This is a genomic window from Acinetobacter baumannii (assembly GCF_009759685.1).
GTDB lineage: Bacteria > Pseudomonadota > Gammaproteobacteria > Pseudomonadales > Moraxellaceae > Acinetobacter > Acinetobacter baumannii.
The window spans coordinates 1,185,817-1,200,261 of the sequence record NZ_CP046654.1; the positions used below are offsets into that span (position 1 = coordinate 1,185,817).

Genomic DNA, 14,445 nt, shown 5'->3' on the forward strand with positions numbered 1-14,445 from the left:
ACATGCCATCGTTCAAAATTTATTTAGCTTTTCCACAAAACTGGCATGCACCATGCTTATATATTTATGTATAAAACTCATCTCAACACGCTCAGTGTGAGTGCAGTTTTAAATGAAAAATCATGTTTTTAACAAGAAATACGGATACTCCATTATGGCAACATTGCACGCTCCTGCTTTTGAACTTCCTGAAATTTTGAATACTAAAACGAATTTGGCAGATGCCCGAATTGGTGCACAAGTGATTGAGTGTTCAGATGATTTCTTTGCAGAAGCAAAGCGTATGCTGCAATTTGAAGCACCTATTTTTGTTGAAGATAAATTTGATGATCATGGCAAATGGATGGACGGTTGGGAGACCCGCCGTAAGCGTCATACAGGCTATGACTGGTGTATTGTGAAACTAGGTGTGAGTGGAAAAATCAGTGCACTTGATATCGACACCACGTTTTTTACAGGAAATTATCCTGCTTCTGCCTCATTAGAGGCATGTTATGCACCAAATGGTGACCTTACTGGGGCAAAGTGGCAGAGTATTTTAGAAAATACCGAGCTAGGGCCGAGTCAACATCATATTTTTATGGTCAATAATGATGCAATTTTCACGCATATACGCCTCAATATTTTCCCAGATGGTGGTGTTGCCCGTTTACGCGTTTATGGTGACGTTCATATTCAGGTGACCGACCACGAGCAGACTCTCGATTTATTGGCCTTAGAAAATGGCGGTCGTGTAATTGCTTATAGCGATGCGCACTTTGGACATCCACGTAATTTGATTAACCTAGGCCGTGGCGTCAACATGGGAGATGGGTGGGAAACCAAACGCCGCCGCGCACCAGGTTATGACTGGTGTATTCTTGCACTGGGTAAAAGCGGAAAAATTGAAAAAATTGAAATTGATACGGCGCACTTTAAAGGTAACTTTCCTGCTGAAGTTTCTATTCAGGCGGTCTACCTCGAAAATGCAACCGATGCACAGCTGATTCCACAAAGTATGTTTTGGTCTTACTTACTTGAAGCCCAACCTATGCAAATGGACCATATTCATGAATATGTGAATGAGATTTTAAAGCATGAAAAAATCTCTCATATCCGTATTAACATGATTCCGGATGGTGGTATTAGCCGTGTCCGTTTATGGGGAAAAATTGCCAAGTCATGATCATGAAGAATGTTCAAATTCAGCCTTTAACCATTGAGAACTTTCAGCCCTTCGGAGAAGTCATTTGTTGTGACGGGCATGATTTTTTTCATATTAATGATGCACACACCGAACGCTACCATGCGCTCGTCGAAACTGAAATTGAAGGCGAAGCAAAGGCAGGAATTAGTATTTTCCGAAATATTAAGGCCAGTGTGTTACCTATGGAAATTTCAATGCTAGAGCGCCATCCGAAAGGCTCTCAAGCATTCATTCCATTACAGCAACAAAAATTTTTAATTATTGTGGCCCCTGCTTTAGACGAAAATACTCCTGATATTTCAAAACTATGTGCTTTTGTTTCGGATGGCAAGCAAAGTATCAATTATCGGGCAGGTACTTGGCATCATCCTTTGCTTACCTTTGAAGCGCCGAGTGATTTTGCAGTAGTGGATCGAATTGGAGGCGGTGCAAATTGCGATATTTTTCAATTTCCCCATCCGATAAAAATTACTGTCTAAATTAAAATAGACAAATCTGTCTATTTTAATTTAGTGATCAAAATGCCAATGGCCGCGTAAGAACAGAGTCGTGCGCTTCAAACGCCAACCTAAGCTTTGAGTATTACAGAATGGAACGGAAGGTTCCGCCTTCAACACGAACTGCTGCGCCATTAGATGCTGATCCCAAGGGACTTGCTAACAACGCAACCATAGATGCGATTTCATCAGCTTCAATCATTCTTGCAATCAATGAGCTTGGACGATATGTCTCAAAAAAATGTGCTTCAATCTGCTGATCTGTCATGTCGGGACGAGGAGCAGTTTGACGTAAATAGTCCATAATACCTTCGGAACGTGTGGCAGAAGGAAGTACGCTGTTCACCGTCACTCCTGTGCCTTTTGTTAACTCGGCCATTCCACGTGATACAGCCAATAGCGCAGATTTACTTACGCCATAATGCACCATATCTGGTGGAGTGAATGCTCCTACCTCACTCGACATAAAAATCACTCTTCCCCAATTATTTTCTAACATTTTTGGAAAGTAGTGACGAGATAAGCGTACACCTGACATAACATTCACATTAAGCATATGCCACCAGTCTTCGTCTGTAATCTCAGTAAATGGTTTGGCTTCATAATATCCCAAGTTATTTACTAAAATATCAGTGTAAGGGTGTTGTGAAATTAATGTCTCAACTCCCTCTGATGTACTAAGATCAGCTAAAAAACCACATACTTTGCCCAAGGGAGCATTTGCTTCTATCTCGGCTACCGCCGCCGCCAATTTGTCTTGGGTCCGGCTCGTAATGATGACATCAGTTCCTTCTTTAGCCAGAGTTTTCGCAATTGCTAGACCGATGCCTGCTGTTGCCGCAGTTACAATAGCTGTTTTACCTTTCAGCTGGAGATCCATAGCTTTTTCCTTTTCATATTTAAAGATGGTGTGCAGACGCTTTAATCATTCTTTGGCTATACCAGATCTAGCCAAGTTCGGATCAAGGGCCTATTAGCGATGAGTCACCACATGAGATGTAAAGAGAGCTAAAGTACTACTAAATTCCCTTTCATCCTGTTCCAATACGTTTTGCAAATTAATTACATAAATTCATGGAAAAACTGAGATGACTAAAACACCATAACGATGATTTATATGAAGTGTATGGTTAGCAGCAGAGGGGATAAACAACCGCCAAAGGAAAACATTTGTTCTTTAAAGAACAGAATAAGACAGCTTTTTTAGAAGTATGGCTATCAAAAGATAAAGGATTGCCTAAAATTAAGAAAATTACTCATAAATTAGTTATTTTCAATAAAGTATATGAGTTGTCAGGTGCAGGATAATTTTATAAAAAATTATCCTGCACACTTTAATTAAACAGTGATATCAGCTAAGTTACCCTTCTGCTCAAGCCACTGCTTACGATCTGCTGCACGTTTTTTTGCAAGGAGCTTGTCGAGTAAACCTGCCGTTAAATGTGCATCATCTAGATCAAGCTGAACCAAACGACGGGTGTTCGGATCCATTGTTGTTTCACGTAGTTGAATTGCGTTCATCTCACCCAACCCTTTGAATCGGGTAATTTGCGGGTTCTTATTGCCTTTAACATTTTTCAAAATGGTTTCAAGCTCTTCATCATCTAGCGCGTAATGAACATCTTTACCAATATCGATACGGAACAATGGTGGCATTGCTACATACAAATGCCCTTCTTCAACCAATGCTGGAAAATGTTTAACGAATAAAGCGCAAAGCAAAGTCGCAATGTGTAAACCGTCCGAGTCGGCATCGGCCAAAATACAGATTTTGCCGTAACGTAATTCAGATAAATCATCACTGCCTGGGTCTACACCAATTGCAATCGCAATGTCGTGAACTTCCTGAGAAGCAAGTACTTCATCTGAAGAAACTTCCCATGTATTTAAGATTTTTCCACGAATTGGCATGATGGCCTGAAAGTTCTTATCACGCGCCTGCTTGGCACTACCGCCCGCAGAGTCACCCTCAACAATAAAGAGTTCACTTTCTTCACGTGTTTGGCCCACGCAGTCCGCCAGCTTACCCGGTAAAGCCGGGCCAGAAACAATCTTTTTACGCTCAACTTTTTTTGCAGCTTTTAAACGGCGCCCTGCTTTAGAAATTGCCATTTCAGCAAGTTGCATGGCAATTTCAGCATGCTGGTTGAGCCAGAGCGCAAACGCATCTTTAGCAATATTTAAAACTATATTGGCAGCTTCACGACTCGAAAGACGCTCTTTGGTTTGACCAGAGAACTGTGGTTCTTGGAACTTAAGCGATAAAATATAGTTCACGCCATCCCAAACATCTTCAGCCGAAAGTTTAAGATTACGTGGTAATAAATTACGTAACTCACAGAATTCACGTAGCGCTTCAGTCACCCCCGAACGCAAACCGTTCACATGAGTACCACCTTGTGCAGTTGGAATCAGGTTGACATAACTTTCTTGAACCTGTTCGCCACCCTCTACATTCCAGCAAATCGCAAATTCACATGCCGCACGGTCTGCTTGCCCACTGCTTACAAATACAGGGTTTGGCAAAATTTCGCGGTCTTGTAATTCATCCATCAAATAATCGACAAGACCATTTTCAAATTGCCATTCGATTTTTTCATCATTAATTTGATCGATATAAGTGATTTTTAAACCAGCAGCTAAAACAGCTTTGGCTTTTAAATTATGTTTGAGTGCTTTTAAAGCAAATTTTGGGCTATCAAAATATTTGGCTTCAGGCCAGAAACGTACCGTAGTTCCTGTCGCACGTTTAGGTGCTTTACCTTCTAACACCGCTAAAGGAGCAACAGGTTCACCTTGCTCAAATGCCATCTGGTATAAATTACCCTGACGCTGAACTTCTACTTCAACACGTGTAGATAAAGCATTTACAACCGAAATCCCCACACCATGTAAACCACCTGAAAACTGATAGTTATCGGTACTAAACTTACCGCCAGCATGCAGCTTGGTTAAAATGATTTCGATACCACTTTGTCCATATTCAGGGTGAATATCGACTGGCATACCACGGCCATTATCTTCAACCGACAACGAACCATCTTTATAAACCGTGACACAGATTTTGTCGGCATGACCGGCTAAGGCTTCATCGACAGCATTATCAATAACTTCTTGGGCTAAATGGTTAGGACGAGAAGTATCGGTATACATCCCCGGACGACGACGAACAGGGTCTAAACCGGAAAGAACTTCAAGCGATTGAGCCGTATATTGTGTCACGTTGTACGTTTTCCTTATTTGATGGTGTGCGCAAAGAATTCGATCACTAAGGGTAATTTTTCTTCAAAATCTTCCATGGCATGATTGCCATGAGCATCCGTCAAAATCAATGAGGATGGTGTTGCAGCACTATAATAGCGTTGTGCTTGACGATAATCCAAAATTTCGTCGCCTTGTTGCAACAAGACGAGTATTTTGTCAGCATTTTCAGGCTGTTTCAGTTCCAGTTGTTCTAACTGTCGTAACTGAACATGATCAATTGACCATTGATCATTCACCTTATAAGGCATGCTTTCAACTTGAAATAACTCATCAAACAGCTTCCATGGTTGCATAGCAGGGTTAATCAGTACAGCCGGAATATTATATTTCGCGACAAAATATGTCGCAAAAAAACCACCAAGACTACTGCCGACTAAAGCCACCTCTTGTAAAGACTCAATCAACTCTGAAACCTGTGCTACTACCTGTTCCGGAGATCTATTTAAATCTGGCAAATGCACATTTATGCCCAATTCGCTACAATACTGCTTAAGGCTGAGCCCTTTAATTGAAGAAGAGCTACTATTAAAGCCATGGAGGTAGATAATATTCATATATTTTTCCCTCTAAATTGAGAATAAACTCACATTTTTGTTCTCAGTTTGTATATAAAAACACTATTGTCAGACAAGAAAAACCACTCAACTTACCATTCATCAGTATTTTAAAAACATGTGTTATTTAAACTACTAAGATGGAAACGTTAGCTGCCGTTGATAAAAAGTACAGCTTAAAACGTCGGTTATAACGTAAATGGGGAAAAGATATGCCGAGCTTAACACCGTTACATGAAACTTATTGTAAATGGGATCGTACGCCACCTAGTCAGGCCGACGTACTAGAAGGTTTAGCTCAACTGTTCAGTACCAGCTTAAATGGTGTACATGAATTAATACAAGTCATTAATATTGAAGTATTAAAAAATGCTTTTGGTATTAGTGCCCAAAATGCTAAAAATTTCCAAAAACGGCCTTCTGTCCAAAAGGCATATCAGTTTTCTTATGGTGCCTTACAAAAATATGGTAGTTGTTTTTTAGCACCAGGGTTACGTCGCATTATTGAAAAATTTCCAACTCTTCATGAGAAGCCATTAACACCAACCCTTCATTTTTTAGTAGGAGTGTTAAATGGTATTTTCGGAGACTATCTACTTAAACAGCACAGTCCCCTCGCCTTGCCAATGGTTCTATACGACCACTACGGTGCAATCCAACAAGGCGAACTTGCAGGCCGTATTGTAATTTTGGTTCATGGTTTGTGCATGAACCATCTTACTTGGTCAAATGCGCATTATGGCGGGATTGGTGAGCGTCTGTTAGCACAGCGTGATCACAACACGATGCTGTATTTAAATTACAATACAGGCCGCCGTATTTCAGCCAATGGCCGCAGTTTCTCAAATTTATTAGAAGATTTAGTACAGCGTAATCCAAGAATTACTAGCATTGATTTAATTGGTCATAGTATGGGTGGACTGGTTTCCCGTAGCGCACTGTTTTACGGTAAACAAAATATGTACCAATGGATTCATATGGTCGAAAACCTCGTCTGTATTGGATCTCCCCACCACGGTGCAGTGCTTGAGCGTTTTGGATTTGCACTACAAGATCGGCTAGGCGCTTTTCCATTTGTTGGCCTAATTGGTCAGTTGGTTAACATCCGTAGTAATGGGATTTTAGACCTACGCCATGGTAGTGTTCGAGATGATGACTGGGAATACATGGATGCCCGTATTGGTATGATGGATGACAACCGTGCTCCGGCTCCTCTACCTTCCCATATCAATACCTTTTTAGTGGCAGGAACACTCGAGTTTGAAAAGGTGCGTAATAAAGCGCTTACCGTGATTGGCGATTACTTAGTGAGTGTAAAAAGCGCACTGGGCGAACATCCTAATCCACGTTTTCAGCTTAAAGTTCCAGATTCACATAAAGCGGTGTTTTATGGCTTAAATCACTTTGAAATTCAGTATCACTCAAGTGTTGCCGAACAGATTACTCGCTGGTTATATCCTCATGTGAATGATTATGTGCAAGACGGTATTCAAACCCATATTATTGATATGCCGAACTATACACTCGAAGATTTAGAAGGAATTGTAGAGACGTAAAAAAAGCCCAACTTATGTTGGGTTTTTTTAAATTATTTTTCAAGAATATAAACCCATCAATAATTTTTATCTAACCATTTTTTAATTTCAGAAATATTTTTATATTTATAATAGACTTTTCCTTCCGCTCTCCCTTCAAAACCCTCTGCATTAACACCCAATATATTAGTTATATTTTTCAGATTTAAGGTTTTATTTTCACTAATTTGATATAAATTAACTTGATACATTTCACCCTCCATTTGCGGAGTACAACAGTAATAAGATGAATTAAGGGTAATTAATATAGGTGGTTTTCTTTTTTTTGATTTATAGATACTGACAGCTAAAAGTTTAGGGCTTTCTTTAGCTGCAAAATCAGAGTAATCACTAACAAATATTTTTTTTTCTTGAGATCCTAGATAACCTTTTAGATAAGAACCCTCTACAGAGTCACACATATAATTATAGAATTTATAATCATTTTTCTTAAAAATAGTTAAATTTACTGTCTCTTCAATATTACATTGATCATTTGCAAAAATATTCTGAGAATATATTAAAGAAGATATTATTAACAGAACAGTAGTAAAATATTTTTTCATTACATAAACACTATATTAAATAAAAATCTTTCGTGCCTGAACAAAATGTGCTCTTCGATCAGCATATGAATTTGTAGCCTCATTAATTACTTTCGTAATAGCATCTACCTGTTCTCCATTAGCTCCTCTATCTGCAACCTCATAAAGCTTAAATTTTAGCCAAAATCTAATGGCAGATCTTACTGCATATTTGGGTTGTTCAATTAATTCAGGGTTCTTTACGAAATCAACTTTTTCTCCTGGCCATAGAGTTGAATACATATTCGTTAGATCTTGATAATTATTCTTCCCTGTTAATTGTTTTAGGCCTCGGCCTAAATATTTCCAACCATCACCAGGAGAAGTATTACCTAATTTATATTTAGCGCTCCGATAATTATCATCGTACATACGATTTGCAATTACTTCACCATTTGCTGGACCTTGTCCTCTTTTATATCCATCAATCTCTGCTTGTTTAGGATGAGTTCTATAATAGCCTATTTGTTTCAAAGCTGTTGGACCCATATATTCGACTTGCTCTCTTAATGAAAAAGAGCTACCTACTTCTTGCCTAACTTGAGCCATAAAATGGGCTTGTCTCAATCTAGTATCTAATTTATAACCTAATAAATCGCTATTTAGTTCATCTAAAATTGGTTGCATTTTTGTAGCCAAAGCTTTTGGCCACATTTTTTTCATTTGTTCCATTGTAATTAATATATCAACTTTAACTTTCTTATTAATTTCTGGATCATTTTGTGCCGTACTACCTTTTGTTATATCTACGTCCAGATGGAACTCAATAAGGTTGTTTTTGACTCGTGTTGCCATATAGGTTTGTGTCTTTAAAGGCTTACCATCAGGCTTATACACCGTAAATTCTAGTTTCTGCCCTATCATGCTTTGTAATGACAATTTTCCATTTGATATACTAAAAAGCTGCTTTTTACCATTCTCTACAACTAACATTTTCACATTAGTCTTTTCTACAATGTAGTCACTTCCATCTCGATCTAGAATTTTAATCGTAGATGCACTTTTAAATTTTTCATAAGGCTCATCTAATTTAATAAGAACTGGTTGTGAACTGCCATTAGCAGAATTTATTGAACTTTTTAAAACAAATGTATCATTTGATGTTAATACTAAGACCTCTATATCTCTATTAGGTGATGAGCGTACTTCTACTATGCCTTCATCATTTGTATATTTATCGGGCGAATTTCCTTTACCTTTTGGTCGTGATTGAATAGGAAAATTTTTCATAACCTTTCCATTCATATCAAAAATTTTAAAAAAAGTACTTACGATTCCTTTGGTTGATTTGGATTGCTTTACTTGTTTATATTCATCAATTGTTTTTGGTAATTGAACTTTTATCGGATGTATTTCCGAGGAATTCATAGATGAGTTTATCGTTTTAAATACTGTATAGTCTTTTTGATTAGGAGGCTTTGCTAATATCTCAACAGTTCTATTTGGCGAAGCCTGAAATACAAACAGACCGAGCTTATCAGTTTTTTGGCTATTAGCTTTTAATGATCCTTTGTATCTTGATTGTACATTTAAATTAATAATCCGATTTCCAGATTTATCATAGAATTTAGTAGTAATAGTGACTAATTTATTCATTAATCAAAACTCCTCTTCTGTATAGACATCATCATTTTCTTCGTCATACAAAAGTGTTTCTTCGAAAAGCTCATCAATATTTTCACTATCAGGTATATTTTGCTTTAACTGAATATAATCCGAATTAAAAATCATTGCAGTAAAGTCTACTTCTTCTGGTGTATAAAAACGTAATGAACTTAAATTATTATTCTTATCAAGCTCATTTTTATGGCTTCTTATAAGAATATTATTCTTTTTATTTATAATAAATAGTTCTTTTTTTCCCTCTGAATTTATATTCCAGTTATAGTTAATTTTATTACTAAAAGGTGTTTTTATAGTAGGTAAGCTTATCTTGGGAACAACAATATTTGCGCCGCTCATAAATAAATGCTGACCTGCTTTAACCTCAAGCTTGCCCCCAGTTACAGGGAAAATACCTGAACTATTAATCTTGAGTTGTGAACCGTCCGCAGTGAGTATAATTTCTTTTGGGCTAGTTATTTCGATTCTATCTTCTGTTGAAATAATCTGTACCCCTTTTCGTGCAATGATATCTGTACCATCACTTTGTGCTTGTAACTCAATTTTGCCCTTGCCCGCATACATTCTTGCTCCATCTTGAGCTGCAAAAAACTTATCTTATTTTGGGCATGAGCAATAAAATTCTTTTGAGTACTCAGGTTAATACTATCATCAGCAGTTTGGCTAATCTGTCCATCTGCAATCACATGGATGTTTTCATTACTGGTAAGGGCCATACTATTTGGCGCACTTAACACCATAATCGCTTGTTTAAATGCAGCAGCTTTATCTTTGTCTCGCTGTTCAATCTGGTCTAAAAAGGTTTTTAAATGATCAAGAACTTCCAACGGATCTGTCTGCTGATTTTTAGCAACTTCACTTAGAGCTTTGCTGTTGTTTAATCCACCTTCAAGCTGCTGTTTGGTTTCATTCGCATTAAGGTGAAATCCTTGAGCTTGATCTTGTTTGTGCGTACTAATGTATAAACCTTTACCCGCCCGCACAGCTCCCCAAGCGTCTGTTCTAAGCTCAAAGCCTTCACCACGGCCTTGGCTTGTCGCTTGTTCTTTAGGATGGCTTAAATTACCTAAATTCAACTGTGTTGCCGCATGGCTACTTTGGAGTTGAGTACTGATCTGCCCTGTTGTGTCATCAAAGCGTAATTGGTTGAAGCCACTTCCATTGATTTCCTGACTGCGTATGCCACTTAGCTTTTTAGTATCAGGAAGCTGCCCTTTTACATCGAATTTAGTTGGTGAACGCTGTGCTTCATGGATTCGACCCGTCACAAATGGACGGTCAATATTGCCATCAAAAAAGTCAATGACAACCACTTCACCAATACGTGGCAAGAAACGTGCACCATAACCTTCTCCTGCCCAAGGAGTCAGTACATCCACCCAAGCCGAGTCAGTATCATTGTCATTACTACCTGCGCCACCATCATGGCCATGATCATCACTCCGAGTAAATAAAAAACGTACTTTAATGCGTCCCCATTCATCGACATGAATAGTTTCTCCCTCAGGTCCCACGACTTTCGCTCTTTGTGGGTAGGCAATTGGTCGATGCTGTTCCGGATTGTATTCAGGTGCCGTTTTGATTTGACGGCGTATTAACGTCAGCTCATTACTTTGACGTTCGATATCATCGTAACTATGTTGATCCCAACGACTTTGGGTTAATAACTGGCTAACTTGCTGATGTAAATCTTTAGGTAAATTATTTTGGTTATAGAAATTTTTGGCAATGATTAGGAACTCTTGATCTGCTCCTTCATGCTGATCAATTTCAGGGTGTTCGCGTAGATTAAACCAATAGCCGACTTGGGTATCGCGCACACTACTGTAGGCTTTAAAGTATTTGGCCCGACTCGCATGCATGTCGGTGAAGTGTTGATTTAATTTTTCTAATTGGCTACTGCTTGAAGCGGTTGCCTGATCTTCCCCTTTTAAATCTTGCATCCAGGCGGGGCTTACGTGCCATGCTTGCTCAAGACTTAAAGTGGCCGAATCAAAGTTATCTGAGTGTGTATGGGTAGTAACAACTGAACCATTACCCTCTTCTTGTGCTAACGCATCAGGCTGCCAACGCTGTACATGTACGGCAGTCGGTTGCAGACTTCGCACTGCAACAAAGCCTGTAATACTATCTTGATATTCGGTTGCGCTACTTCTGTGATAGCGAATACTACGACGTGCTAAAGCTTGGTATTGGTTATTGTCATCAATTAATCTTAGTTTTTGACCTTGTATTGGTGCAGTAAAATGAGGGACAAAAAGCTTTGATTCATCAATGAGCCAACTAACCCCCTCACTTCGCCACAAACGTGTGAGAAAGTCATAGTCTGACTCATTATGCTGCATAGTGAACGGACGAATATCATAGTTTTGACTTAACCCACCCAAATCAAGACTTAAACTCGCAGCAAACAGTGGACTTTTTTCTTGCCATTCTTTAAATAGAACTTCGGTAATTTCTACAATACTTTTATTCATAAAAACACGACTATTACGGCGTTTGTGCCATAAATTTGTCGCATCTTCTATAGTCAGCTTATAAAGCGTTAAAGCGCCATCACTTTGTCCATAACTGGCCTCAGTCACAATACCTGTAGTTCGGAACAATTGCCCCGAATCAGTGACCTGATCAACAGCGACTTGAACACCAATAAATTGCTTCAATGCAATTTGGGCATTGGTTGAAAGGCAGATCAATTCTGCCATTAGGCCACCATTTAGCTGATGTTGGCCTTCTATACGTTGTAAGAATACTTGATGATTGAGTAGTTCATTAGAAAATTGTACGTGGATAGCACGTTTCTGAGCATTTAGCCCTATTTTTTCCAAGACACTAAATATATTAAAAAGCATTTTTTTATAATCATAAGGATATATAAACGGCTGCACTTTATAAAAAACAGAACTATCTGTCTACAAAATTATGCGTTATTTCTATCAATTTTTTTATATTTTCACTTATTCGAAAGTTATAAAAAAAGCCCAACTTAAGTTGAGCTTTTTTAATTACTTTAAACTTACTTTTTAGCCGTCTTAAACACTGGATAAAAACGGAATAACTGCCATAAACAAACCAGTAACAGTAAAAGGAAATAGGCCAATGACCAAACTGGTAAAGACTGACCTAAAAAAGTCCAGTCAATTGCCGCACACTCACCTGAGCCCGAAAGTACTTCTTGTAAAACGGTTTTCATTGGTAAAGCATCAATGAGGTAATTTAAACCCGGACCACAGCTTGGTACTTGATCTGGTGGTAAATGCTGTAGCCAAACATGTCGGCCCGCCACCCCCACTGACCATAAAATTGCAACACCTGCCAAAAATGCATAAAAGCGTTTAATCGCATTGGAAACCGGGTTATGCAAAAACGCAATAAGAGCCACAAAACCCATTGCCATTAAGCCAACACGTTGAAAAATACAGAGCGGACATGGCTCCAACCCTTTTACATGTTCCAAATACAACGCAAAAGACATGCCGACAATGCTTGCCAGAACAAGCAGTCCACTCACCAAACGGTAACTTAATCGCATGTAAAACCTCGTTTTTATCTATATTGTTCAAGATATTGATCAAAACTGATCTGACTATCTTGCTCAAGTTGTTCTTGCTGCTGTAAAGATTGCACAGCCAATTGTTCAAAATATTGCAAAGTCTCTGCACTAATCTCATGCTTTTCATAAGTTTCAGCATGTAATTGTGCCATATGACTACCAAAGCTCCAGGTTCCACCATGCTTTAATGTGTCATCAATCACATGAGCAGATAATGTTTCATCTACTTCATCAATACGTTCTTGCATCACAGCCAAAGCCGAGCTGTATAGATCTGTTGCATAGGTCTGATCGAGTAAGCGAGCACAATCCTGCATTTTAGAAATATACTGACGTGCCCAATCTTCAATATGGTAAGACCCGTTTAAATCAGTAATAGTTGCATTTGGTGCTCGACCACGATTAACCACTTCTGTTTGGTTTTTCTCAATCAAATCTTGCTCAGGGCATAACAGTTCAGGACTATCGCTTAATAAACAATAAAGCGCTAATGCCTCAAGGAAACCTGCTGTTGTTTCATTGACGCCAATTGCCGAATATGGATTTACGTCCACTGCACGAAGTTCAACATAACCCACCCCTCGATTTTTCAAGGCCTGAGATGGTGTTTCACCCGCTTGAGGAACTTGTTTTGGACGCACGAGACTGTAATATTCATTCTCGATTTGTAAAACATGATCATTAATTTGCAATGGCTCACCAGAGGCATCATTTAACCCTAAACGGCTAAATGGCGGATATGGAGAATGTACTGCTTTTTGTAAACCGTCCAGATAACCAGTTAAGTTGTTATAGTGAATGCCTAAACTTTTTTGTGCCGAGTTTTGGTAGCCTAAACGTCCCATACGCAGAGCTGTAGCATACGGTAAATAATATGACCCTTTGATTAAAGGCAACAAATGATGTTCATGACCCGTCAGAAAACAACGGCAAACCGATGGGCTCGCTCCCACTAAAAACATAACTAGTGGCGTTAAACGAATAAAGTTACGGATAAGTCCAAAATAGCGATGACTACGATAATCTTGCAGACTAAGTGCTTTTAATTTTTCGTCAGTTTCATGTGCCTGCAAAGCAGAAAAAAGAGAATCAGGGAAAGATAAATTATAGTGTACGCCCGAAATCGTCTGCATACGGCGACCATAACGAATACCTAAACCACGGCGATAAAGCGTCTTGAAACGGCCAATATTAGAAGTGCCATATTGAGCTAGACGAATACGTTCTTCATTGTCATCTAGCATACATGGCATAGACAACGGCCAGAGCTTTTCACCATTTTCTAAATGACGGTGCACAACCGCATGAATATCGGTGAGCTCATGCAAGGCATCACCAATGGTTGGCTGTGGTGAAGTAATAAACTCCATCAACGCTTCAGAATAATCTGTGGTGATTTTCGGATGTGTTAAAGCTGAACCTAATGCCTTTGGATGTAACTCTTGTGATAAGAACCCATTACTTTGCATACGTAGGCTTTCACGTTCTATTCCACGTAACATGCCTTGTAGTAGCGACGAATCCACCCAAGCAGGAATAACTGATTGAGATGGTGTAGTGGGTTGACTCATGCATTTGCTCGCTTATAAAAGATCACTATATACAAAATC

At 38.8% G+C, this 14,445-nt stretch carries 10 protein-coding genes and 1 pseudogene; 3 read left to right on the forward strand and 8 right to left on the reverse strand.

Annotated elements, in window-relative coordinates:
• Positions 1-154 precede the first annotated feature (154 nt).
• Together alc and GO593_RS05615 are read left to right on the forward strand one after the other, a co-directional pair.
• Entirely contained in the window at positions 155-1,165 is a 1,011-nt protein-coding gene (gene alc, locus GO593_RS05610) for an allantoicase (RefSeq protein ID WP_000212413.1), read from the forward strand.
• Positions 1,162-1,665, forward strand: coding sequence for an ureidoglycolate lyase (locus GO593_RS05615; RefSeq protein WP_002059459.1), 504 nt, complete (start codon positions 1,162-1,164; stop codon positions 1,663-1,665). Before alc ends, GO593_RS05615 begins: the two co-directional genes overlap by 4 nt.
• Before the next feature lie 103 nt (positions 1,666-1,768).
• On the opposite strand, the gene GO593_RS05620 is transcribed toward GO593_RS05615, so the two are convergent.
• The 3 genes from GO593_RS05620 to GO593_RS05630 form a co-directional block, all read right to left on the reverse strand.
• Entirely contained in the window at positions 1,769-2,563 is a 795-nt protein-coding gene (locus tag GO593_RS05620) for an SDR family NAD(P)-dependent oxidoreductase (RefSeq protein ID WP_000365670.1), read from the reverse strand.
• A gap of 458 nt (positions 2,564-3,021) precedes the next feature.
• Positions 3,022-4,905, reverse strand: coding sequence for a DNA topoisomerase IV subunit B (gene parE, locus GO593_RS05625; RefSeq protein WP_000195980.1), 1,884 nt, complete (start codon positions 4,903-4,905; stop codon positions 3,022-3,024).
• Between the two features lie 14 nt (positions 4,906-4,919).
• On the reverse strand, positions 4,920-5,501 hold the full coding sequence (locus tag GO593_RS05630) for a YqiA/YcfP family alpha/beta fold hydrolase (protein WP_001021725.1): 582 nt from the start codon (positions 5,499-5,501) through the stop codon (positions 4,920-4,922).
• 212 nt (positions 5,502-5,713) lie between these two features.
• On the opposite strand from GO593_RS05630, the gene GO593_RS05635 reads away from it, so the two are divergent.
• Positions 5,714-7,057: an alpha/beta fold hydrolase gene (locus tag GO593_RS05635; RefSeq protein WP_001139636.1), complete on the forward strand. Its 1,344-nt coding sequence runs from the start codon at positions 5,714-5,716 to the stop codon at positions 7,055-7,057.
• A gap of 56 nt (positions 7,058-7,113) precedes the next feature.
• Here the strand turns inward: GO593_RS05635 and GO593_RS19140 are convergent, their stop codons facing one another.
• The 5 genes and pseudogenes from GO593_RS19140 to gshA form a co-directional block, all read right to left on the reverse strand.
• On the reverse strand, positions 7,114-7,641 hold the full coding sequence (locus GO593_RS19140; RefSeq protein ID WP_000759831.1) for a hypothetical protein: 528 nt from the start codon (positions 7,639-7,641) through the stop codon (positions 7,114-7,116).
• 15 nt (positions 7,642-7,656) lie between these two features.
• On the reverse strand, positions 7,657-9,255 hold the full coding sequence (locus GO593_RS05645) for a glycoside hydrolase family 19 protein (protein WP_001038353.1): 1,599 nt from the start codon (positions 9,253-9,255) through the stop codon (positions 7,657-7,659).
• A 3-nt stretch (positions 9,256-9,258) separates the two neighbouring features.
• Positions 9,259-12,134 (reverse strand): annotated as a pseudogene (locus tag GO593_RS05650) (type VI secretion system Vgr family protein).
• Positions 12,135-12,298: 164 nt separating this feature from the next.
• Positions 12,299-12,814: a disulfide bond formation protein B gene (locus GO593_RS05655; protein WP_001240040.1), complete on the reverse strand. Its 516-nt coding sequence runs from the start codon at positions 12,812-12,814 to the stop codon at positions 12,299-12,301.
• A 14-nt stretch (positions 12,815-12,828) separates the two neighbouring features.
• The gene (gene gshA / locus GO593_RS05660; protein ID WP_000082284.1) at positions 12,829-14,406 is read right to left on the reverse strand and encodes a glutamate--cysteine ligase; all 1,578 of its coding nucleotides are present in this window, start codon (positions 14,404-14,406) and stop codon (positions 12,829-12,831) included.
• Positions 14,407-14,445: the final 39 nt, after the last annotated feature.

Coding starts and splice junctions, on each gene's coding strand:
- alc (WP_000212413.1), top strand. CDS start 155: ATGGCAACATTGCACGCTCCTGCTTTTGAACTTCCTGAAATTTTGAAT.
- GO593_RS05615 (WP_002059459.1), top strand. CDS start 1,162: ATGATCATGAAGAATGTTCAAATTCAGCCTTTAACCATTGAGAACTTT.
- GO593_RS05620 (WP_000365670.1), bottom strand. CDS start 2,563: ATGGATCTCCAGCTGAAAGGTAAAACAGCTATTGTAACTGCGGCAACA.
- GO593_RS05630 (WP_001021725.1), bottom strand. CDS start 5,501: ATGAATATTATCTACCTCCATGGCTTTAATAGTAGCTCTTCTTCAATT.
- GO593_RS05635 (WP_001139636.1), top strand. CDS start 5,714: ATGCCGAGCTTAACACCGTTACATGAAACTTATTGTAAATGGGATCGT.
- GO593_RS19140 (WP_000759831.1), bottom strand. CDS start 7,641: ATGAAAAAATATTTTACTACTGTTCTGTTAATAATATCTTCTTTAATA.
- GO593_RS05645 (WP_001038353.1), bottom strand. CDS start 9,255: ATGAATAAATTAGTCACTATTACTACTAAATTCTATGATAAATCTGGA.
- GO593_RS05655 (WP_001240040.1), bottom strand. CDS start 12,814: ATGCGATTAAGTTACCGTTTGGTGAGTGGACTGCTTGTTCTGGCAAGC.
- gshA (WP_000082284.1), bottom strand. CDS start 14,406: ATGAGTCAACCCACTACACCATCTCAATCAGTTATTCCTGCTTGGGTG.